Source organism: Pseudomonas kielensis, assembly GCF_014236655.1.
In the GTDB taxonomy this organism is placed as follows: Bacteria; Pseudomonadota; Gammaproteobacteria; order Pseudomonadales; family Pseudomonadaceae; genus Aquipseudomonas; species Aquipseudomonas kielensis.
The window spans coordinates 208,324-226,944 of the sequence record NZ_JACMYG010000004.1 but is presented as its reverse complement, the minus strand read 5'-3'; the positions used below and the strand labels follow the sequence as shown (position 1 = coordinate 226,944).

The 18,621-nt window shown below is 59.1% G+C and carries 18 protein-coding genes and 1 pseudogene; 12 read left to right on the top strand and 7 right to left on the bottom strand.

Annotation, left to right across the window (positions count from 1 at the left end; translation table 11 throughout):
* Positions 1-77: 77 nt before the first annotated feature.
* The 7 genes from H7995_RS05895 to H7995_RS05865 all read left to right on the top strand — a co-directional run bounded on the left by H7995_RS05895 (position 78) and on the right by H7995_RS05865 (position 7,358).
* Positions 78-596 (top strand): RNA polymerase sigma factor, encoded by a 519-nt coding sequence (locus tag H7995_RS05895; protein ID WP_166591248.1) that lies wholly within the window; start codon positions 78-80, stop codon positions 594-596.
* On the top strand, positions 593-1,561 hold the full coding sequence (locus tag H7995_RS05890; RefSeq protein ID WP_185818112.1) for a FecR domain-containing protein: 969 nt from the start codon (positions 593-595) through the stop codon (positions 1,559-1,561). Before H7995_RS05895 ends, H7995_RS05890 begins: the two co-directional genes overlap by 4 nt.
* Positions 1,562-1,692: 131 nt before the next feature.
* The gene (locus H7995_RS05885) at positions 1,693-4,119 is read left to right on the top strand and encodes a TonB-dependent siderophore receptor (protein ID WP_166591246.1); all 2,427 of its coding nucleotides are present in this window, start codon (positions 1,693-1,695) and stop codon (positions 4,117-4,119) included.
* A 72-nt stretch (positions 4,120-4,191) separates the two neighbouring features.
* Entirely contained in the window at positions 4,192-5,322 is a 1,131-nt protein-coding gene (locus H7995_RS05880; protein ID WP_185818111.1) for a PepSY-associated TM helix domain-containing protein, read from the top strand.
* Positions 5,319-5,498 (top strand): hypothetical protein, encoded by a 180-nt coding sequence (locus H7995_RS05875; RefSeq protein ID WP_166591244.1) that lies wholly within the window; start codon positions 5,319-5,321, stop codon positions 5,496-5,498. The genes H7995_RS05880 and H7995_RS05875 overlap by 4 nt, the downstream gene beginning before the upstream one ends.
* Positions 5,499-5,628: 130 nt before the next feature.
* Complete coding sequence (locus H7995_RS05870) at positions 5,629-6,258, top strand: glutathione S-transferase (protein ID WP_166591243.1); 630 nt, start codon at positions 5,629-5,631, stop codon at positions 6,256-6,258.
* Positions 6,259-6,359: 101 nt separating this feature from the next.
* Complete coding sequence (locus H7995_RS05865) at positions 6,360-7,358, top strand: RHS repeat-associated core domain-containing protein (protein ID WP_166591242.1); 999 nt, start codon at positions 6,360-6,362, stop codon at positions 7,356-7,358.
* A gap of 31 nt (positions 7,359-7,389) precedes the next feature.
* On the opposite strand, the gene H7995_RS05860 is transcribed toward H7995_RS05865, so the two are convergent.
* The 5 genes from H7995_RS05860 to rloA2 form a co-directional block, all read right to left on the bottom strand.
* The gene (locus H7995_RS05860; RefSeq protein ID WP_166591241.1) at positions 7,390-7,536 is read right to left on the bottom strand and encodes a hypothetical protein; all 147 of its coding nucleotides are present in this window, start codon (positions 7,534-7,536) and stop codon (positions 7,390-7,392) included.
* On the bottom strand, positions 7,533-8,885 hold the full coding sequence (creD, locus tag H7995_RS05855; protein ID WP_185818110.1) for a cell envelope integrity protein CreD: 1,353 nt from the start codon (positions 8,883-8,885) through the stop codon (positions 7,533-7,535). Before creD ends, H7995_RS05860 begins: the two co-directional genes overlap by 4 nt.
* Positions 8,886-9,012: 127 nt before the next feature.
* Complete coding sequence (gene creC / locus H7995_RS05850) at positions 9,013-10,431, bottom strand: two-component system sensor histidine kinase CreC (RefSeq protein WP_185818109.1); 1,419 nt, start codon at positions 10,429-10,431, stop codon at positions 9,013-9,015.
* Positions 10,431-11,111 carry a two-component system response regulator CreB gene (creB, locus tag H7995_RS05845; protein WP_166591238.1) on the bottom strand — a complete coding sequence of 227 codons (681 nt, stop codon included), beginning with the start codon at positions 11,109-11,111 and terminating at the stop codon, positions 10,431-10,433. The genes creC and creB overlap by 1 nt, the downstream gene beginning before the upstream one ends.
* A 150-nt stretch (positions 11,112-11,261) precedes the next feature.
* Positions 11,262-11,765, bottom strand: a complete 504-nt coding sequence (rloA2, locus tag H7995_RS05840; RefSeq protein WP_185818108.1) for a retropepsin-like aspartic peptidase RloA2 — start codon at positions 11,763-11,765, stop codon at positions 11,262-11,264.
* A 293-nt stretch (positions 11,766-12,058) separates the two neighbouring features.
* Here rloA2 and H7995_RS05835 point away from each other — a divergent pair, with 293 nt between their 5' ends.
* A complete protein-coding gene (locus tag H7995_RS05835; protein ID WP_185818107.1) occupies positions 12,059-12,946 on the top strand; it encodes an acyltransferase in 888 nt (295 codons plus the stop codon).
* Positions 12,947-12,953: 7 nt separating this feature from the next.
* On the opposite strand, the gene H7995_RS05830 is transcribed toward H7995_RS05835, so the two are convergent.
* The gene (locus H7995_RS05830; protein ID WP_166593178.1) at positions 12,954-13,499 is read right to left on the bottom strand and encodes a DUF2780 domain-containing protein; all 546 of its coding nucleotides are present in this window, start codon (positions 13,497-13,499) and stop codon (positions 12,954-12,956) included.
* 267 nt (positions 13,500-13,766) lie between these two features.
* Here H7995_RS05830 and H7995_RS05825 point away from each other — a divergent pair, with 267 nt between their 5' ends.
* Both H7995_RS05825 and H7995_RS05820 read left to right on the top strand, forming a co-directional pair.
* On the top strand, positions 13,767-14,822 hold the full coding sequence (locus H7995_RS05825; protein ID WP_182342681.1) for an RHS repeat-associated core domain-containing protein: 1,056 nt from the start codon (positions 13,767-13,769) through the stop codon (positions 14,820-14,822).
* A gap of 22 nt (positions 14,823-14,844) precedes the next feature.
* Positions 14,845-15,909 carry an RHS repeat-associated core domain-containing protein gene (locus H7995_RS05820; RefSeq protein ID WP_185818106.1) on the top strand — a complete coding sequence of 355 codons (1,065 nt, stop codon included), beginning with the start codon at positions 14,845-14,847 and terminating at the stop codon, positions 15,907-15,909.
* Between the two features lie 52 nt (positions 15,910-15,961).
* Here H7995_RS05820 and H7995_RS05815 read toward each other — a convergent pair.
* A pseudogene (locus H7995_RS05815) lies at positions 15,962-16,201 on the bottom strand (formaldehyde dehydrogenase, glutathione-independent); the annotation flags it as partial.
* A 127-nt stretch (positions 16,202-16,328) separates the two neighbouring features.
* Here H7995_RS05815 and H7995_RS05810 point away from each other — a divergent pair.
* Positions 16,329-17,318: an RHS repeat-associated core domain-containing protein gene (locus H7995_RS05810; RefSeq protein ID WP_185818105.1), complete on the top strand. Its 990-nt coding sequence runs from the start codon at positions 16,329-16,331 to the stop codon at positions 17,316-17,318.
* A 156-nt stretch (positions 17,319-17,474) separates the two neighbouring features.
* Positions 17,475-18,569, top strand: coding sequence for an RHS repeat-associated core domain-containing protein (locus H7995_RS05805; protein ID WP_185818104.1), 1,095 nt, complete (start codon positions 17,475-17,477; stop codon positions 18,567-18,569).
* The last annotated feature ends 52 nt before the right edge of the window (positions 18,570-18,621 follow it).

Below are 18,621 nucleotides of genomic sequence, written 5' to 3'. Positions count from 1 at the left end.
CAATTGCACACGGCCATGGCCTCTGAGACAATCGCGAATAATTCTCGTTAGTTTAAACGTGTATTCGGTGAAGCCATTTGTCGTCAGTCCAAAGCCCTCACAGTGAACTGGTTGGTGCGTTGTATCGCGACCATCGCGGTTGGCTATTGGCCTGGCTACGGCGCAACGTGGCCTGCCCCTCCAAAGCCGAAGACCTGAGCCAGGACACCTTCGTGCGCTTGCTCGGGCGGGAAACGTTCAAACCGCCCCGCGAACCCCGGGCCTTCCTGGTGGCCATCGCCAAGGGCCTGCTGTTTGACTATTTCCGCCGCGCCGCACTGGAACAGGCCTACCTCACTGAATTGATGCTGATCCCCGAAGGCGAGCAACCCTCGGTGGAAGAACAGCAACTGATCCTCGAAGACCTCAAGACCATCGACCGCCTGCTCGGCAAGCTCTCGAGCAAAGCCCGCGCCGCCTTCCTCTATAACCGCCTCGACGGCCTCGGCCATGCCGAAATCGCCGAGCGCCTGGGCGTCTCCGTGCCACGGGTGCGGCAATACCTGGCCCAGGGTATCCGCCAGTGTTATGTGGCGCTGTACGGCGAGCCCGCATGAGTCCGGTCAGCTCCAAGCCCGTCTCGGCGCGGGTACTCGACGCCGCCATCGCCTGGCAACTGTCCCTGGATTCGGGGGCGGGCAGTGCGGTGGAACGCGAGGAATTCGCCAAATGGCACGCCGCCCATGAAGAACACGCCCGCGCCTGGCAGCAACTGGGCATGCTCGATCAGCGCTTCAGCGTGGCCAGCGGACCGGCCCGGGTGGCGCTGCTGCAATCGCGCGAGGGCATCCGTCGCCGGGTGCGCAAGCTTGGCAGCGGGATCGCCAGCGTCCTGCTGGTGATCGGCGTGGGATTGTTCGCTGGCGAGCGCTACCTGCCCCTCGACTACTGGCTGGCCGACCAACGCACCGCCACCGGCGAGCAACGCACCCTGCGCCTGGCCGACGGCACGGTGATCAACCTCAATACCCACAGCGCGCTGGACGTGCGTTTTGATGAGAAGCAGCGCCGGATCGTCCTGCGGGAAGGGGAGATCCGCATTGAAACCGGACACAACGACGCGCGCCCCTTCATCGTCGAAACCCGCGACGGCCAGATGCGCGCGCTCGGCACACGGTTCCTGGTCAAGCGCGAAGACCACGGCACGCGCCTGAGCGTGTTGCAGTCCGCGGTGGCCGCACGCCCCGAGACCCTGGCTGACGAACAGATCCTCAAGGAAGGCCAGCAGGTGCTGATGCAGCGCGACAGCCTCGGCCCGCTGCTGGCGCTCACCCCCGGCAGCGACGCCTGGACCCGCGGCATGCTGGTGGTGGACAACGTTCGCCTCGAAGACCTGGTCCACGAACTCGATCGGTATCGCCCGGGCCATCTCGGCGTCGATCCGGCCGTCGCCGACCTGCGGATCACCGGCAGCTTCCCGCTGCACAACACCGACCTGGCCCTCAGTGCCCTGCTGCCGACCCTGCCCGTGCAGATCGAACAGCACACCCCGTGGTGGGTCACCGTGATCGCCAAACCCTGAGGGTTGGGGACCGCCTCGGTCACCGGGGCCATTTTGGCTGAATCGAAATTATTTCCATCCAGCCCTATCACTTTTTCAATCTCGTTCGGCACATAGGCAATTGAGAAATATTTCCATTCAGGAGCTGCCGTATGTCACGTTCGCTAGACACCTTGTTGCGCCCCAGTCTCTTGGCCCTGGCCATTGCCTTCGGCACTCCGCTGACCAGCACCCTGCTGGTGGCCGCTGAACAGACGTCCAACGTTCGCGCCTACAACCTGCCAGCCGCGCCCCTGGCCAGCACCCTGAACCAGATCGCCAGCCAGGCCGGCCTCGCCTTGAGCCTCAACCCGTCCCTGGCCGCCGGCAAGACCTCCGCCCCGGTCAACGGCCAGTACGACGCCGCCAGCGCCCTGAGCCAGGCCCTGCGCGGCACCGGCCTGCAACTGGAACAAAGCAGCGCCGGCACCTACAGCCTGGTGGCGGTTCCCGAGGGCGTGATGGCGCTGCCGGAAACGGCGGTCATTGGTGTGGAAAACAGCGAAAGCGCCTGGGGGCCGGTAGAGGGTTACCTCGCCACCCGCACTGCCGCGGGTACCAAGACCGACACTTCGCTGCTTGAAGCGCCGCGCTCCATCTCGATTGCCACTCGCCAGCAGATGGAGGATCGCGGCGTCCAAAACCTCGATGACGCTGTGCGCTACATGCCCGGCATCGTCGCCAGCAGCTACGGCAGCGACACCCGTGCCGACTGGCTGCGGGTCCGCGGTTTCGAACCAACCCAGTTCCTTGACGGGCTGCCGCTGCCTAAAGGCGTGTACGCCAACCCGAAAATGGAAACCTGGAACCTGGACCGTATAGCCCTGCTGCGCGGACCGGCTTCTTCGGTCTACGGCCAGACCCCTCCAGGTGGCCTGCTGGACATGGTCAGCCGCCGCCCTAGCGAAGAGGCCAGCAGCGCCGTTCAAGTGCAGTACGGCAGTGACAACCACCGCCAGATCAACTTTTCCAGCACCGGCAAGATCGACGAAGAAGGCCAGTTCCTTTACGGCCTCAGCGGCGTGATACGGGACAGCGACACTCAGGTCGATGACGTTCCCAACCAGCGCTACAACATTGCTCCCAGCCTGACCTGGAACATCGACCCAGACACCAAACTGACGTTTCTCTCGCAGTTCACACGCGACGATACCGGCATCACCAGCCAGTTTCTGCCGGTCCAGGGCACCAAGATCGACATGCCGTTCGGTGATATCTCCCACCACAAAAACCTCGGGGACCCGGAGTGGGAGTACTACGACCGCACTTACTACGCCCTGGGCTATGCCTTTGAACATCGCTTGAACGATGTCTGGCAGTTCAAGCAAAACCTGCGCTACACCAAGTCGGACCTGTCTTTCCAGGCGATCACCGTGGGCTCCTACCCTTACACCGAAGTTGACGACCAAGGTAATGTCGGCCGCTCGACCACCAGTGCAGACGAAGACATCAGCCAGTTTGCCGTGGACAACCACTTCCAGGCCGACTTCGCCATAGGCGACATCACTCACACTCTCTTACTGGGCCTGGACCACCAGCGCACGAACACCAACTACACCTCGGTGTATGGCAGCGCGCCGCCGATCAACGTCAACGACCCAGCCCACGGCTTGCCGATCGTCCGGCCACCACGCTCCAGCGCGTACTATGACTACGACCAGAAGACCTACCAGACCGGTCTGTACGTTCAAGACCAGATGGCGCTCGACCAATGGCGCCTGACCCTGGGCGGCCGTGAAGACTGGGTGCACACCGGCACTCAATACTTCAACAAAAATGACGCCACAAACACCGACCGGAACAAGAACTTCAGCGCTAATGCGGCGATCAGCTACGTCTTCGATAACGGTTTCGTACCTTATCTGTCCTACGCCGAATCGTTCCAGCCAGCCAGCAACGCCAGCACCTCGCCCACCGACTCGTTCGAACCAACCGAAGGCAAGCAGTGGGAACTGGGCATCAAGTACCAGCCGCCCGGCAGCAACACCCTGTTGAGCGCAGCGGTGTATGACCTGACCCAGAAAAACGTCGATGTCACCACCACCGTCAACAACATCTCGGTTACCAGCCAGACGGGTGAAGTGAAAGTGAAGGGGCTTGAGCTGGAAGCGATTTCCGACGTGACTGAAAACCTCAAAGTCATTGCCGCTTACACCCTGGCCAAGTCGGAAGTGCAAAAAGGCGACTACAAAGGAAACCGCCTGCAATTAATGCCGAACCAGCAAGCATCGTTATGGACCGACTACACCTGGCACAACGGTGTATTGGACGGCTTTGGCGTAGGTGCCGGTGCGCGCTATACCGGCAACACCTACGGTGATCAGGGCAACACCTGGCTGGGCAAGGCAGACGCCTACACGGTGTTTGACGCTGCTGTTCATTACGACCTGGGTCGTCTGGACAACAGCCTCAAAGGCGCCTCCCTGGCGCTCAACGCCACAAACGTGTTCGACAAGGACTACATCTCCACTTGCGATAGCTTCTATTGCTACTACGGGGACCAGCGCAGCGTGGTCGCCAGTGCCACCTACAAGTGGTAACCCACTGACGTAATACGCGCCATTAACAGGCCGCCCTCACTGGGCGACCTGGGTCTTTCTGAAGGCAGTGAAATGAAAAGCAAAACCATCCGCCGCTGGTCCTTTATCCACACCTGGACCAGCCTGATTTGCACGGCGTTCCTGCTGATGCTCGCCCTGACTGGCCTGCCGCTGATCTTTCATCATGAGATCGAGCACCTGCTGGGCGATGCGCCCGAGCTGCGACAGATGCCGGCCGACACCCCGCACCTGGACCTGCAGCAACTGGTCGCAAAGGCCCAGGCCCATCGTCCCGGCGACGTCATGCAGTACTTCGGCTGGGATGAGGACGAGCCCAACGGCGTGATCACGATCATGGCCAAGACCGCCGGCACCGAACCCAACCTGTCCCACACCTACATGCTCGACGCCCGCACTGGCGAGCCGGTGGCCATGCCCTCGGCCAACGGCGGGCTGATGATGTTCATCCTGCGCCTGCACGTCGACCTGTTCGCCGGGCTACCGGGTAAGTTGCTGCTGGCGTTCATGGGCATCCTGTTCGTGCTGGCGATCGTCTCCGGGGCGGTGCTGTACCTGCCGTTCATGCGCCGCCTGAAGTTCGGCACCGTGCGCCAGGAAAAATCCACGCGCCTGCGCTGGCTCGACCTGCACAACCTGATCGGCATTGTCACCCTGACCTGGGCCCTGGTGGTGGGTGTCACCGGCGTGGTGAGCGCCTGCGCCGACCTGCTCATCGCCGCCTGGCGCAACGAAGCCCTGAGCGCGATGATCGAACCCTACCGCGAGGCGCCCCCCCTGACCCGCCTGGCACCCGCCAGCCAGCTGCTCGAGATTGCCCAGCGCGCCGCACCCGAGATGCAGGCCGACTTCATCGCCTTCCCCGGCACCCGTTTTTCCAGCGAACACCATTACGCGGTGTTCATGAAAGGCAGCACCCACCTGACCTCCCACTTGCTGACCCCGGTACTGATCGACGCCAGCACCCTGGAGGTCACCGCGATCGCCGAACGACCGTGGTACATGGACGTCATGGGCATGTCGCAGCCGCTGCACTTCGGTGACTACGGCGGCATGCCGATGAAAGTCCTCTGGGCGGCACTCGATGTACTGACCATCATCGTCCTCGGCAGCGGTCTGTACCTGTGGACAGCCCGGCGCCGGGCGGCAAAACCGCTGGCCGTGGCCCAGGAGAGCGCCCCATGAGACCGCGCCAGTCGAACTTCTGGAAAGTCTTCGCCACCCCCACCGTGATTGCCCTGCTCAGTGCCGCCGGGTTGTTCGCGGCGCTGTTGGGTGATGGGATCTGGGATGGCTTGAGCTGGATCGGCCTGGGCGTGCCGGCGGTGCTTGGGGTGCGGGGATTGATGCAACGCCAGTGAACCCTCACGCTGGGGGAGCGAACCGGCGGCGCTCCCCCATGAAATACGCTGGCAACGGCAAACCCCTCGCCAGCCACGCCGGAACTTACTAGGCTAAACCTCTGCTCCCCGATGATCGCCGAGGAATGCCATGTCCACCCCCAGCATGACCCTGTTCCACAACCCTGCCTCGCCCTTTGTGCGCAAAGTGATGGTGCTACTGCACGAGACCGGGCAGACCGACCGCGTCGCGCTGCAGCTCAGCCAACTGAGCCCGGTCAGCCCCGACCCGGTATTGAACCAGGACAACCCGTTGGGCAAGATCCCGGCCCTGCGCCTGGCCGACGGCAACGTGCTGTACGACAGCCGAGTGATCCTCGACTACCTCGACCAGCAACACGTCGGCAATCCGCTGATCCCCGCCGAAGGCACAGCCCGCTGGCGGCGTCTGACCCTGGCGGCACTGGCCGACGGGATCATGGATGCGGCGGTGATGGTGCGCTACGAATTGGCCCTGCGCGCCCCGGAAAAACACTGGCCGGAATGGCTCGACGCCCAGCGCGAAAAAATCCGCCGCGCCCTCTCAGTGCTCGAAGCTGACGCCATCGCCGAACTGACCTGCCACTTTGACGTCGCCGCCATCAGCGTCGCCTGCGCCCTGGGCTACCTCGACCTGCGCCACCCCGACCTGCACTGGCGCGACGCCCAACCGCAACTGGCGGCTTGGTATTTCGAAGTCAGCCAGCGCCCGTCGATGCTGGCGACGGTACCGAAGGTGTGAGGCGGCAAGCGGCGAAACACTAACAGTTCTGCTAGTTGGCAAATATTCACATAGCTCCGATGCTAAAGGCTCCACTCCAGACCTTGCTCGGAGCTCACCCCATGCCGACTTCCATCCTGAATCGTTACCAATACGACGCACTGAACCGCCAGATTGGCCGCACACCGTCGCAACAGCCGGTCATCCAGCATTTCCACTGCAACAGCCGATTGACCACCGAAATCCAGGGCGCAGCGTTCTGGAGCATCGTCCAGCACGACGAGCAGTTACTGGCACTCCAACAGTCGCAAGGCGCTGCACCCAACGCCACGTTACTGGCCACCGATCAGCAACGCTCGGTGTTGCACGCACGCGCCGGCAACCAGTCATCGGCCCTCACCTACACCGCCTACGGCCACCACACAGCGCAGAATGGCTTGCTCAGCTTGCTGGGATTTAACGGCGAACGACCCGACCCAGTAACCGGGTACTATCATTTGGGCAACGGCTATCGACAGTTCAATCCCGTGTTGATGCGATTTAACAGTCCGGACAATTTGAGTCCGTTTGGGAAGGGCGGTTTTAATGCATACGCATATTGTGCCGGGGACCCCGTCAACCGAGTCGATCCGTCCGGGCATTCGGTCCTGTCCAGGATTGCGAAAGTATTCAGGAAGACATTCCTGGACAAGACCATTAAAAACATGAAGAGAAACACAGAAGTATCTCCTTTCACAGTAGAGCTTCTGAGAGAGACAAAAACCAACCTGGGTGGGAGTAATAAAATAAAACAGATGGCTTCGACTAGCGGTGTAACCGCTGAAGAACTTCTATTGTATTCGGCCCGGATCACAGCGTTTAAAAAGGTCATGCCAGTATTAGCAAACCCTAAGGTTGTATCGATCTCCACTAATCAGCAATTCATAAAATATGCAACAGCTGGAGCTGAGATCACCAAAAGTAAACTTTTACATAGCCTCGACACGATTGATTGGTTACCAACGCCGGCTCGACAAACACCGACTTCATCAATGTCATCAAGTTATCAGTCGGTAGCGAACGCCGGACGAACCTCCCATCCTGCGGGAGAAAAAAATCGAGATATACGAAACTTAATGTAAAAACTCGCAGCAGTGGTATTTCACAGTCAGCTCAGTCACAGTCAGCCAGCGCCCGGCGAGGCTGGCGACCGTGCCGAGGGTCTAGTCCGCCACGCTGCGCCACCAACCATCCACTGATGTGCAGCAGCAATCGCGCCACCTGCACCCGCTCCTCACGCAAGCCCAGCGACCGGCTCATGCCGCCACCTGCGTCTTGCTCGTCTGACCTACCCCATACCAATCCAGCCGACGGGTCAGCACCATGAATACGCCGAGCAACCCGAACAGCAACAACGACCCCATCAACAGCGCGTAATCCTCGGCGCTCAGCAGTCCGTACAACAGCCCATACAACGCCGCCAGCCCCGCCGAAAAACCCAGGCCGTGCGGCGTGCTGTGCAGCACGTGGCGCACATAAAAACCGATCAGCAACACACAGGCACTGGCGGACAACAGGTAGGCCAGGGCGAACCCGATGTGCTCGGACAGCGACAACAGCAGCAAGTAGAAAAACGCCAGCGCCACCCCCACCAGGGCGTACTGCACCGGGTGCACCGCCAGCCCCTTGAGCACTTCGAAGAGAAAGAAGCCGGCGAAGGTCAGCACGATAAACAACAGGGCGTATTTGATTGCACGCTCGCTCTTGAGGTACTGGTCCACCGGGTCGATGAAGCTGACGCCAAAGTTGCGGCTCTTGAACTCTTCACAACCGCCACCGGCCACACAATTGCCAAGCGCCTCCTCCAGGTTGGTGGAGAAAAACGAGGTCTGCCAGTCGGCACTGAAACCTTCGGCGCTGATCTCGCGCTGCGCAGGCAAATAATTGCCGATGAAGCTTGGATGGGGCCAATCGGCCTTTAGCTTGACCTGGCTGGTTCTGCCCACCGGCGTGACCTGCAGTTGCCCGGTCCCCTGCAGGCGTAGATCAAAGCCGAACTGCAGCGTATTGGCTTTACGGCTATCCAGTGGCGCGAGCATCACGTGCACGCCCTCCCCCAGCCAGTCCTCCTGGGTTCCCGGCGCGAAGTCCAGGCGCTGGCCGTCGAGCTCCAGCTGCAAGGCATTTTCGATGCCGCGGATATCGCTGATGCCCACCGCCAGGTAAGGCTGGTCGAACTGGTAGTCGATAAAGTCTTCCTTGATGCCCAGGCGCTCGGGAAGGGAAAACTGCCCGCTGATGCGGTTGCTGGCGTGGAACAGCCGCGCCTCATAGATCCCTCGGGCCCGCAGTTCGGTCTGCACCTGGCCATCGAGCTCAAAGCGCTCCGGTAGGAAATACAAACGGCCGCGCTCCTGGCTGGTTTCCTGATAACGCTTGTTGGTTTTCTCGTTGAGCTTCCAGGTGCGCACCGCCTTGCGGTACGGCACCACCAGCAGCGGGCCGGTCAGTTGCTGGCGGTAGCTGGAACTGCGGGCGATGTCGTCGAGCACGCCATCGCGCAGTTGCTGGCGGTCGAAGATCATGCCGCTGATCATCAGCAAGGGAATCAGCAACAACAGAATCAATAGGGCAATCGCCCCGAGTTTTATGGCCAGGCTGCGGTTCATGGAAGTTCTCCCTGTTCGAATGAGGGAGAGTCTGCAAGGCCCGTGTGTGGGTTTTATGGAGCGAATATGCAGAGTGTGTGGAGAACCGGTATCTGTAGCAGCTGGCGCAGCCTGCGTTCGGCAGCGGCTACGGTAGGTGCAACGTCACCTCAACCCCATCGGGTACATTCCCAACCCGCAGTGTTCCCCCATGCAACTTCACCACCTCTTCCACAAAATTGAGCCCCAGCCCGGTGCTTTTACGTCCGCTGTCAGGCCGTGGCAGTGAGTAGAAACGCTCGCTCAGGCGGCCCAGGGCGTAATCGGGAATCGGGTCGGCCTGGTTGAACAGACTGAACTCGACCTGCTCGCCCCGCCGTTGCGCGCGAAAACGCAGGACGCCGTGGGACGGGGTGAAATCCAGAGCGTTCTCCAGCAGGTTGGCCAGCGCCTGGCGCAACAGAAAGGCTTCGCCTGACAGCGCCAGGTCCGCGGCGATGTGTTTTTCGATGCGCAGCTGTTTGCGTTCAATGCGTGCCTGCTGGGTCTCGAGCAACTCATCGACCAAGGCTGCCAAGGGCACCTGCACTCGCTCCTCGAGGGTTTGCCGTTGCTCGACCTGGGCCAGGTTCAACAGACGCTCGATCAACTGCTGCATACGCGCGCTTTCGCTGTCGATGTTGCTGACGAAACGCTGGCGCTGGGTGGCCGGCATCTCGTCCTGCAACAGTTCGGCCGCGCCACGAATCGCCGCCAGCGGGCTCTTCAATTCGTGGGTCAGGGTGTGCACATAACGCTCCACATACGCCTTGCCTTCCAGTTGCGTGCGCATGTGTTCCACTGCCACGGCCAGTTGCTCAAGCTCACCGCCACGGTAGTGCGGCAGCTCGGCCCGGCGCCCTTCGCTCACCGCCTGGGCATACGCGGTCAAGCGCCGCAGCGCCACGCTCAACCACCACGACAATGCCGCCCCGAACAGCAGGCCGAGGCCAATCAAGCCCGCACCGTAGCCGAGCAAACGGCGCTCGGTGCGGTCGACGTAAGGCTGCAATGAACTGTTGGGTTTGGCCACCGTGACCACACCGATGATTTGCCCGTTGTCGCGAATCGGTGCGCCAACGTGCATCACCGAAGAACTGGCGTCATCGGGATCGCTGCGGGTCGAGCGCGCGCCGTATTCACCGCGCAGGGTCAGGTACACATCGTTCCAGCGCGAGTAATCCTGGCCCACTGCACGGGCGCTGGAGTCCAGTACCACCACGCCTTTGGCGTCGGTCACGTAGATGCGATGGTTGACCTGATTCTTGGCCAGGCCCCAGATACTCGCCCCCGGCTGCCGCTCACCGTAGGCCTTGAGCAGTTCCGGCCAGCGGTTCTGATTGAGGGTTCCGGCCTTGAAGTCGTCGCGCAGGATTTCGGCCATCAGGTTGGCAGTGTCCACCAGGGTTTCTTCGGTGGACTGACGCACGCCGGGACGGATTTCTTCCATCACTGTGTTGAGCACAAAGTAACCGGTCAGGCCGACAAACAGCACATACACCAGGAAGATCCGGATCGCCAATGGCATCAGCTGGATCCCGGGCTGTAGCTGTAACCAAGGCCGCGGTGGGTCTGGATCGGCTCGGCATTGGCCGCCACCAGGCGCAACTTGGCGCGCACGCTCTTGATGTGGCTGTCGATGCTGCGCTCGTAACCGGCGTCGCTGGCAATGCCCAGCGCATCGAGCAACTGTTCGCGACTGAAGACCCGCTCCGGCTGCTCCAGCAGACACTGCAACAAGCGGTACTCATGCCGGGTCAAACTCAGAGGCTGGCCGCGATAAGTGATCAGCACACGCTCACTGTCCACCAGGAACAACGCACGGGTGGACTCGATCCCCGGTCGCGGGGCCATGCGCTTGAGAATCGCCCGCACCCGCGCCGCCACTTCCCGTGGGCTGAACGGTTTGACCACGTAGTCGTCGGCACCGATTTCCAGGCCGACGACTCGATCGATCTCGCCATCGCGGGCGCTGAGGAACATCACCGGCACTTCGCTGAACCGGCGCAACTGCTTGCAGGTTTCAAAACCGCTGATGTCCGGCAGGCCGATGTCGAGAATGATCAGGTCGGCGGGCGTTGCCTGTTGATGCTCAAGGGCGGCCGCCCCCAGGCTCACCCAGGTCGTGGTGAAACCCTCGCCTTGCAGGGCAAACACCAGGGTATCGGCAATCGCCGCTTCGTCTTCGACAATCAGGATATGAGGCATGGCATCCAGGCCCGGCAGTTAAGTGGGCGAACGGTGCCCCACGGTGTAATCGACGTCAATCCGACAAGTGTTACGCAGCGCCAAATACCGTAGGACCTTATCGGCCCCACCTGTAAGAAGTAGCTGAAAAGTCGCCACCGGCGGCTGGCCTCAACACTCCGGCTTATCCGCCGTAAACCGTCGAGCCGGATTCACCGCCGCGCCAAACTCACGCAGGGCCTTGGCACCAATCAACAACGGATAATTAAAGCTGCTGCGGTCAGTCAGGTTGACCTCGACCGTGCGTTTGACGTTGCCCAGGCACAACTCCAGATCGACCACCGGCCGCTTGCTGGGCGCGGCCACCTCTTCGTCCTCGTCCTCTTCGGAACGGGTCTTGATCTTGCTGATGCGCGCGACCTTGTGCTCGTAGACCTTGTTGCTGGCATCCTTGGTCGCGAGGCGGAAACGCACCCACTCCTCGCCATCGCGGGTGAAGGTCTCGATGTCCTTGGCCGACAGCGACGCGGTCAGCGCGCCGGTGTCCATCTTCGCCTTGAGCACTTCACCACCGATCTCCGGCAACTGGATGTACTCGTAACGGCCATACAGGGTCGGCTCGGCGGCCATGACCGGCAAGGCCAGGAGGGATAACAGTGCGAGGACAGATTTCACGTGGTGGATTCCCTGAAAGTAGGACAGCGGGATTTTAGACCGTCTGAAATGGATTGGTTCGTTCTCTGGATGGCAATCGCGGGCAAGCCCGCTCCCACATGGAACTCCACAGGTGATCCACTGTGGGAGCGGGCTTGCCCGCGAGAGGCCGGCGCACTCACCACAGCCCCCCCGCCCCATGAACATTGCTGCACCATACCCCCCAACCTGTGAAACATTCGTCAGCCCGCCGATTTGGCCTGCGCGTCGAAGCTGCTTATCATGGCCCGCCCAAAGGCTTTCAAGAGTTACTTATGCGCCGCCTGCTCACCGGCTGTTTCGTTACCCTTCTGCTGCTGCTCAACACCCTGGTCCTGATCGGGCCCCTGCTGGTGTTCGCCCTGCTCAAACTGGTCCTGCCGGGTCGTTATCGCGATGCCGCAAGCGCTGTGGTGATGTGGATCGCCGAAACCTGGGCGCAAATCGACAAACTGATTTTCGCCTGCTGCATCCCCACCCGCTGGGACATTCGTGGCGGCGAGGGCCTGCGGGTCGACACCTCCTACCTGGTGGTCAGCAACCACCAGTCATGGGTCGATATCCCCGCGCTGATCCAGACCCTCAATCGGCGCACGCCGTTCTTCAAGTTCTTCCTGAAAAAGGAACTGATCTGGGTGCCGTTCCTGGGCCTGGCCTGGTGGGCGCTGGATTACCCGTTCATGAAGCGCTATAGCAAGGCCTTCCTGGCCAGACACCCGGAGCTGCGGGGCCAGGACCTGGCAATTACCCGGGCCGCGTGCGAGCTGTTCAAGCGCCAGCCGGTGACGGTGGTCAACTACCTGGAAGGCACCCGCTTCACCCAGGCCAAGCGCAACGCCCAGCAATCCCCTTTCAAGCACCTGCTCAAACCCAAGGCCGGCGGCGTGGCGTTTGTGCTGGCGGCCATGGGCGAACAACTGGACGCCATGCTCGACGTCACCGTGGTCTATCCACAGGAGAAGATTCCGGGGTTCTGGGATTTGATCAGCGGTGCGGTGCCACGGGTGATCATCGACATCCAGACCCGTGAGCTGGATCCGGCGTTGTGGCAGGGCGATTACGAAAACGATCCGCTGTTTCGCCAAAGCGTCCAGAACTGGGTCAACCAGCTCTGGATCGACAAGGATGCACGCATCGACGCCTTGCACGCCGAGCGTGAGTGAGGCGCGGTCAGACGCCCCAGATGCTGCCCAGGCTCTTGAGCAGGGTACCGCCAACGCCTTGCTGGCCCAGGTACTGCAGCAGGATCGGGGCAAACTGACCGACCATGCCGCTGTCCATGCCCAGCGCGCTGAACGCGGTGTTCAGGTCGTTGGTGTCCTTGACGTTACCCAGGGCATTTTCCAGGCCCGCGGCCTTGCCGGACGAACCCAGCATGCCCGCGAGGGCGCCCAGGTTACCGCTGCCACCGGAGAGCTTGTCGATGCCCGGCACGCTCTTGGCCAGTTCCGAATAGTCGCTGGCGCTCAGCTGGTTCTTGGCCAGGCCCAACATCGCGCTGGTGCCACCAATGGCTTGTTCCGGCTTAACGTCCAGGGCACTCAGGGCGCTCAACAGACCGGCGGTCTGCGAGGTCGGCGCTGCGGTTGCGGCCTTGTCGCCACCTTGCATACCCGCTACCGCACCGGCCACATCGTTCAGGTTGAAACCGGCGAAGACCGGGCTGGCGACCAATGTCATGAGCGAAGCCAAAGCAAAACCGCGTGAAATCTTCATCGAAAAACTCCTGAACCTTCAAAAATGCCCTCAAGCGGGCGCAACGCTGGCATTTTGACTGAAAATCACCCGGTATTGTTCCGCGACGGCCATTCCTTTCTTCTCATGGACTGCGCAGAGGTTTTTTTCCCCAATAAACAGGAACACCACTCGTGGCACCCAGCGCCCTTTCCAGACGCCGCCCCTAGCAGTTCTGCCAGTAGGCAATCCAGTCGGGCTAAGTCACAGTAAAACTCTGTATTGCGCACCTCTCAGGGAGCTCCATTCATGCAATCCCTCCGCCAAACCCTGCTCTGCAGCTACCGCTACGACCCCTTGGATCGCCTTGCAAACTGCACCCCAACGGCACAGGCCAGCAGCCACCGCTTCTACCTTAACGACCGCCTGTCCACCGAGATTCAAGGCGTGCTACAGCACTCGATCATGCAGCATGAAGATCAACTGCTGGCGCAGCAACAACACCAGAACGGCACGCCGGAGTCCCACTTGCTGGCCACCGACCAGCAACGCTCGGTACTGTGCATCCTCGACGCCATACGCCCCCAGCCTCTTGCTTACGCACCTTATGGTCATCGCGTACCGGAGAGCAGCCTGCTCGGCTTCAACGGCGAACTGCCGGACCCGGTAACCGGGCACTATTTGCTGGGAAATGGCTATCGGGCGTTTAACCCGGTGTTGATGCGGTTCAACAGCCCGGACAGTTGGAGTCCCTTTGGGCGGGGTGGGCTAAATTCGTATGGGTATTGTGTCGGGGATCCGATAAATCAAATTGATCCAACGGGGCACTTAGGCAACCCGATTAAAGGCATCATGAACTTGTTTGGATTAAGAACCCCGAGCAAGACTGGCACAATTAATAACTTGACCCTTCTGGCTCAAGACGTATACGCCTTCACGGACGATTCAAAATCAGGCCCTCGACTTAATATCGCAGCCCATGGATTCGTAGACCCCGCGGCCCCCAATAAAAAGATAGTCGACATCAAAGCTGGCGACGAGGAATGGACTGCCAACCATCTGTATAAAAAGCTAGCCAAGGAATTCAACTTAAACAAAGTTGGAGAAATACGCCTACTTGTATGCGGCAGCGCGAATGAAAATAAATCTTCGTTCGCCCAACAGTTCTCGAACCTGACTGGAAAACCTGTAACCGGCCACAAAAACATTGTTTCCTTTACACCCCCCTTCAAATCAGTCGAAGATCTGTGGATAAAATCGCAAAGCATCCCCAACGGAGAAAAACATTTCAGGAACCATCCAAAATTACAGCGCTACCTGATCAAGCAACAGACGCCTAGAACCTTTACACCTAACATCCGCTGATACCCCTTCAATGGAGTGCCACATGAGTGTTAAACACAGAGAAGTTCTTTGCCAATACAATTACGACCCCTTAAATTTTCTCAGCACCCGCACCAAGACAACACAAGCATCCGCCAAGCAGTTCTACCTCAAGGAACACCTAGTCACCGAGATTCAAGGCACGCTCCAGCACTCGGTCATGCAGTATGAGAATCACTTGCTGGCCCACCAGCAACGCCAAGCCGGCACGCGACACACTCACTTGCTGGCCACCGATCAACAACGCTCAGTGCTGGCCCTGATCGACTCGACGCGCGCCCATCTCCTCGCCTATTCGCCATACGGTCATCGCGCCCCGGAAAACGGCTTGCTCAGCCTGCTCGCTTTCAACGGTGAACGGCCGGATCCGGTAACCGGATGTTATTTGCTGGGCAATGGCTATCGGGCGTTTAACCCGGTGTTGATGCGGTTCAACAGCCCGGACAGTTGGAGTCCGTTTGGGCGGGGTGGGTTGAATGCGTATGGGTACTGTGTGGGGGATCCGATCAATAGACAGGATCCTAACGGACATATACCAGGACTCGTGAAGGATTTTCTGCGCTGGGCACGGATAATGAAGCCCTCCCCTAAAACGAGCAGCAACCATACTTCTAACTCTACGACTGGAAGAAACTCAACTGTCACCCCTCCCAACAGCCAGCCATACAACGTCACTGACGACAAGTCGGTTTTTCTCGGCTATCACGGCACAAGTGTGGAAAACGCGCAAAGCATGTTAACCAACGGAGTTCACAACGACACTAAACACCTCTTCATAACCAACACTTATGAAGGAGCAAGAGCTTACGCAAACTTTCACACAAGAGGCGAAGTAGTTTCTGTTCACACAACAGACTTTAAACTCCTCCACTCGAACGCTGCACGTGGAACCGCGAAAGCAGGCACCATGCAAATAGATCAAGTGAAAATCGCAAAAGCAGCGCACAGCTCGCTAGCCTTAACAATCACAGGCGACGCACAAGTGAGTTCAAACTTCAATCGATTCATGTCAGAACAAGAGCATACTAATCATTGGGTAATGAGATTTAGAGATGTACGGGAACAATAAAAACAACGCCATACCGTTCAGCGTCGCTGATGTAAATGGCGAAATAAACCTCTTACATCACACTAAAAAGCTTATGCAGATCAATCACAAACTTCTTCGGCACGCTGGCATCGAACTCGCCATAACCACGTGGCGCGTCGTCCAGGCTGATCACTTCCACCCCAACGATGTCGGCAATATGAATGCGGTCCCACATGATCGTCCGCATCAGTTGGCGGTTGTACTTCATGACCGGGGTCTGGCCGGTGTGGAAGCTGTGGGATTTGGCTCAGCCCAGGCCAAAGCGGATGTTCGGGCTGTCCATCGTTGCGACAGCGCCCTTTCCAAACGCCGACCCTAGCAGTTCTGCTAGTAGGCAACTCAGTCGGGCTAGGTCACAGTAAAACCCTGTATTGCGCATCTCTCAGGGAGCCTCATCCATGCACCCCCAGCGCAAAACCCTGCTCTGCAGCTACCGCTACGACCCACTGGATCGCCTGGCCGACTGCACCCCAACAGCACAGGCCAGCAGCCAACGTTTCTACCTCAAAGACCGCCTGTCCACCGAGATTCAAGGCGTGCTACAGCACTCGATCATGCAGCATGAAGATCAACTGCTGGCGCAGCAACGGCGTCAGAACGGCACATCGCAATCGCGCTTGCTCGTCACCGATCAGCAACGCTCCGTGCTGTCCATCCTCGACGCCACGCGTTTCCTGCACCTTGCCTACACCCCTTATGGTCATCACGTATCAAAGAGCTGCCTGCTCGGCTTCAACGGCGAACGGCCGGACCCGGTGACCGGGCATTATGTGTTGGGCAATGGTTATCGGGCGCTTAATACGGTGTTGATGCGGTTTAACAGTCCGGACAGTTGGAGTCCGTTTGGGCGGGGTGGGTTGAATGCGTATGGGTATTGCGTGGGGGATCCGGTGAATCGGAGTGATCCGACAGGGCATTCCAATTTCATAATGCGTTTTGGCAAAGGATTAGCAAACCTTTTGGGTCTCAGACAACGGAGGCCTGAGAAGACTCCAGCCTGGACAACGCGAGACTTGTTCTCTGTAGATGCAACTTCAACGACCCAGCTCCAAACGTCGGCAAGGCACTCGACATCTTCCGGCTCTGTTGAAACGGCACTCACTTCACTAACAGAGGCACCTGCGAGGTATACAAACCCTTACAGCTCCTCGCCGCCAACAAGCGGGGCGCGCGAAATTCCGACTACAAATAGAAACATCACCGACATACAGAGCACTGTGAGGAATCTTCATTCAAGTGCACGGCGTCCTTGGCAACTGCACGACAAACCACCTCCGTACTCAGAATACGCACCTCCTCGTTATGATGAATGGTTAAAACGCAACTCAACTTCAAGCACCGAAGGTCGCCGCCCTAAAGATATCCGAGGCGCCCCAGAAAATAGTTGATAACGAAAGTTTCCACCGCCAACGCCACAAGCTTGTGCTTTGGTCTTGTTGCCAGTGCCTATCTGTTCACTGGGAGAACACACTAGCAGTTCGACTATTAGGCAGAGTCGTCCGGCTGGTCCAAAGTAATCCCATGTCGCTCAAGGAGTTCGCCCCATGTCGACTCAACGCCAAACCCAGCTCTGCAGCTACCGCTACGACCCACTGGATCGCCTGGCCGACTGCACCCCAACGGCAAAGGCCAGCAGCCAACGTTTCTACCTCAAAGACCGCCTGTCCACCGAGGTTCAAGGCGTGCTACAGCACTCGATCATGCAGCACGAAGATCAACTGCTGGCGCAGCAACGGCGTCAGAACGGCATATCGCAATCGCGCTTGCTCGTCACCGATCAGCAACGTTCCGTGCTGTCCATCCTCGACGCCACGCGTTTCCTGCACCTTGCCTACACCCCTTATGGTCATCACGTATCAAAGAGCTGCCTGCTCGGCTTCAACGGCGAACGGCCGGACCCGGTGACCGGGCATTATGTGTTGGGCAATGGTTATCGGGCGCTCAATACGGTGTTGATGCGGTTTAACAGTCCGGACAGTTGGAGTCCGTTTGGGGAGGGGGGAGTGAATGCTTATTCATATGCTGCGGGCAACCCAAGTAAGTACTCTGACCCAACAGGCCATGGCCGCTTTGACTTCATTTCTAAGTTTTTTTCTACAACACCACCGTCAACGAAGCGGAATTCATTAAATATTTTCCAATATGGTGGCTCTAACCGCCAGGCAACTGCACGCTGGGGTGAAAGACGGCCTCTTGAAATCACTTCATCTCAGAAATCAAAAAGACGCAGCTCTCTTCCAGAGCTTGGCACGCCACCAGCTCAGGACCAGTTCATCGGCTACCACGGCACCGACGATACTTCAGCCAACCGCTTACTGAATGAAGGTGTTAATCAAAAATATTTCAAGAGCACAAATTTGGGTGCTGGATTTTATGTCTCCCCGAATTTATCTGTCGCACAGAAATACGCAGGACTGAGCAAAAATGGTCGTGGCCAAGTTGTCGAGGTCCACATGAAAAACTTCTCAGGCATGAAGCCTGGAAGAGACTATGACTTCAAACACCATGACGTAGCTCCAACACTGAACATGGAGATGGTCATTAGACCCCACCAAATAAAAGCTATCTCGATCAGAAAGCTCGGCTCCTACTCTGGCAAGAATAAAAGCACCCCAAGGGCGCTGGAAGTTCATTTTTGAGCTTTTTCGATTGCATCAAGCCAACGAACAGACCTGATCAGATTTACATTGT

What these genes read in the sequence shown, in the direction of transcription:
- H7995_RS05890 (WP_185818112.1), top strand. Translation starts at nt 593, where the DNA reads ATGAGTCCGGTCAGCTCCAAGCCCGTCTCGGCGCGGGTACTCGACGCC.
- H7995_RS05885 (WP_166591246.1), top strand. Translation starts at nt 1,693, where the DNA reads ATGTCACGTTCGCTAGACACCTTGTTGCGCCCCAGTCTCTTGGCCCTG.
- H7995_RS05880 (WP_185818111.1), top strand. Translation starts at nt 4,192, where the DNA reads ATGAAAAGCAAAACCATCCGCCGCTGGTCCTTTATCCACACCTGGACC.
- H7995_RS05875 (WP_166591244.1), top strand. Translation starts at nt 5,319, where the DNA reads ATGAGACCGCGCCAGTCGAACTTCTGGAAAGTCTTCGCCACCCCCACC.
- H7995_RS05870 (WP_166591243.1), top strand. Translation starts at nt 5,629, where the DNA reads ATGTCCACCCCCAGCATGACCCTGTTCCACAACCCTGCCTCGCCCTTT.
- H7995_RS05865 (WP_166591242.1), top strand. Translation starts at nt 6,360, where the DNA reads ATGCCGACTTCCATCCTGAATCGTTACCAATACGACGCACTGAACCGC.
- H7995_RS05860 (WP_166591241.1), bottom strand. Translation starts at nt 7,536, where the DNA reads ATGAGCCGGTCGCTGGGCTTGCGTGAGGAGCGGGTGCAGGTGGCGCGA.
- creD (WP_185818110.1), bottom strand. Translation starts at nt 8,885, where the DNA reads ATGAACCGCAGCCTGGCCATAAAACTCGGGGCGATTGCCCTATTGATT.
- creC (WP_185818109.1), bottom strand. Translation starts at nt 10,431, where the DNA reads ATGCCATTGGCGATCCGGATCTTCCTGGTGTATGTGCTGTTTGTCGGC.
- creB (WP_166591238.1), bottom strand. Translation starts at nt 11,111, where the DNA reads ATGCCTCATATCCTGATTGTCGAAGACGAAGCGGCGATTGCCGATACC.
- H7995_RS05835 (WP_185818107.1), top strand. Translation starts at nt 12,059, where the DNA reads ATGCGCCGCCTGCTCACCGGCTGTTTCGTTACCCTTCTGCTGCTGCTC.
- H7995_RS05830 (WP_166593178.1), bottom strand. Translation starts at nt 13,499, where the DNA reads ATGAAGATTTCACGCGGTTTTGCTTTGGCTTCGCTCATGACATTGGTC.
- H7995_RS05825 (WP_182342681.1), top strand. Translation starts at nt 13,767, where the DNA reads ATGCAATCCCTCCGCCAAACCCTGCTCTGCAGCTACCGCTACGACCCC.
- H7995_RS05820 (WP_185818106.1), top strand. Translation starts at nt 14,845, where the DNA reads ATGAGTGTTAAACACAGAGAAGTTCTTTGCCAATACAATTACGACCCC.
- H7995_RS05810 (WP_185818105.1), top strand. Translation starts at nt 16,329, where the DNA reads ATGCACCCCCAGCGCAAAACCCTGCTCTGCAGCTACCGCTACGACCCA.
- H7995_RS05805 (WP_185818104.1), top strand. Translation starts at nt 17,475, where the DNA reads ATGTCGACTCAACGCCAAACCCAGCTCTGCAGCTACCGCTACGACCCA.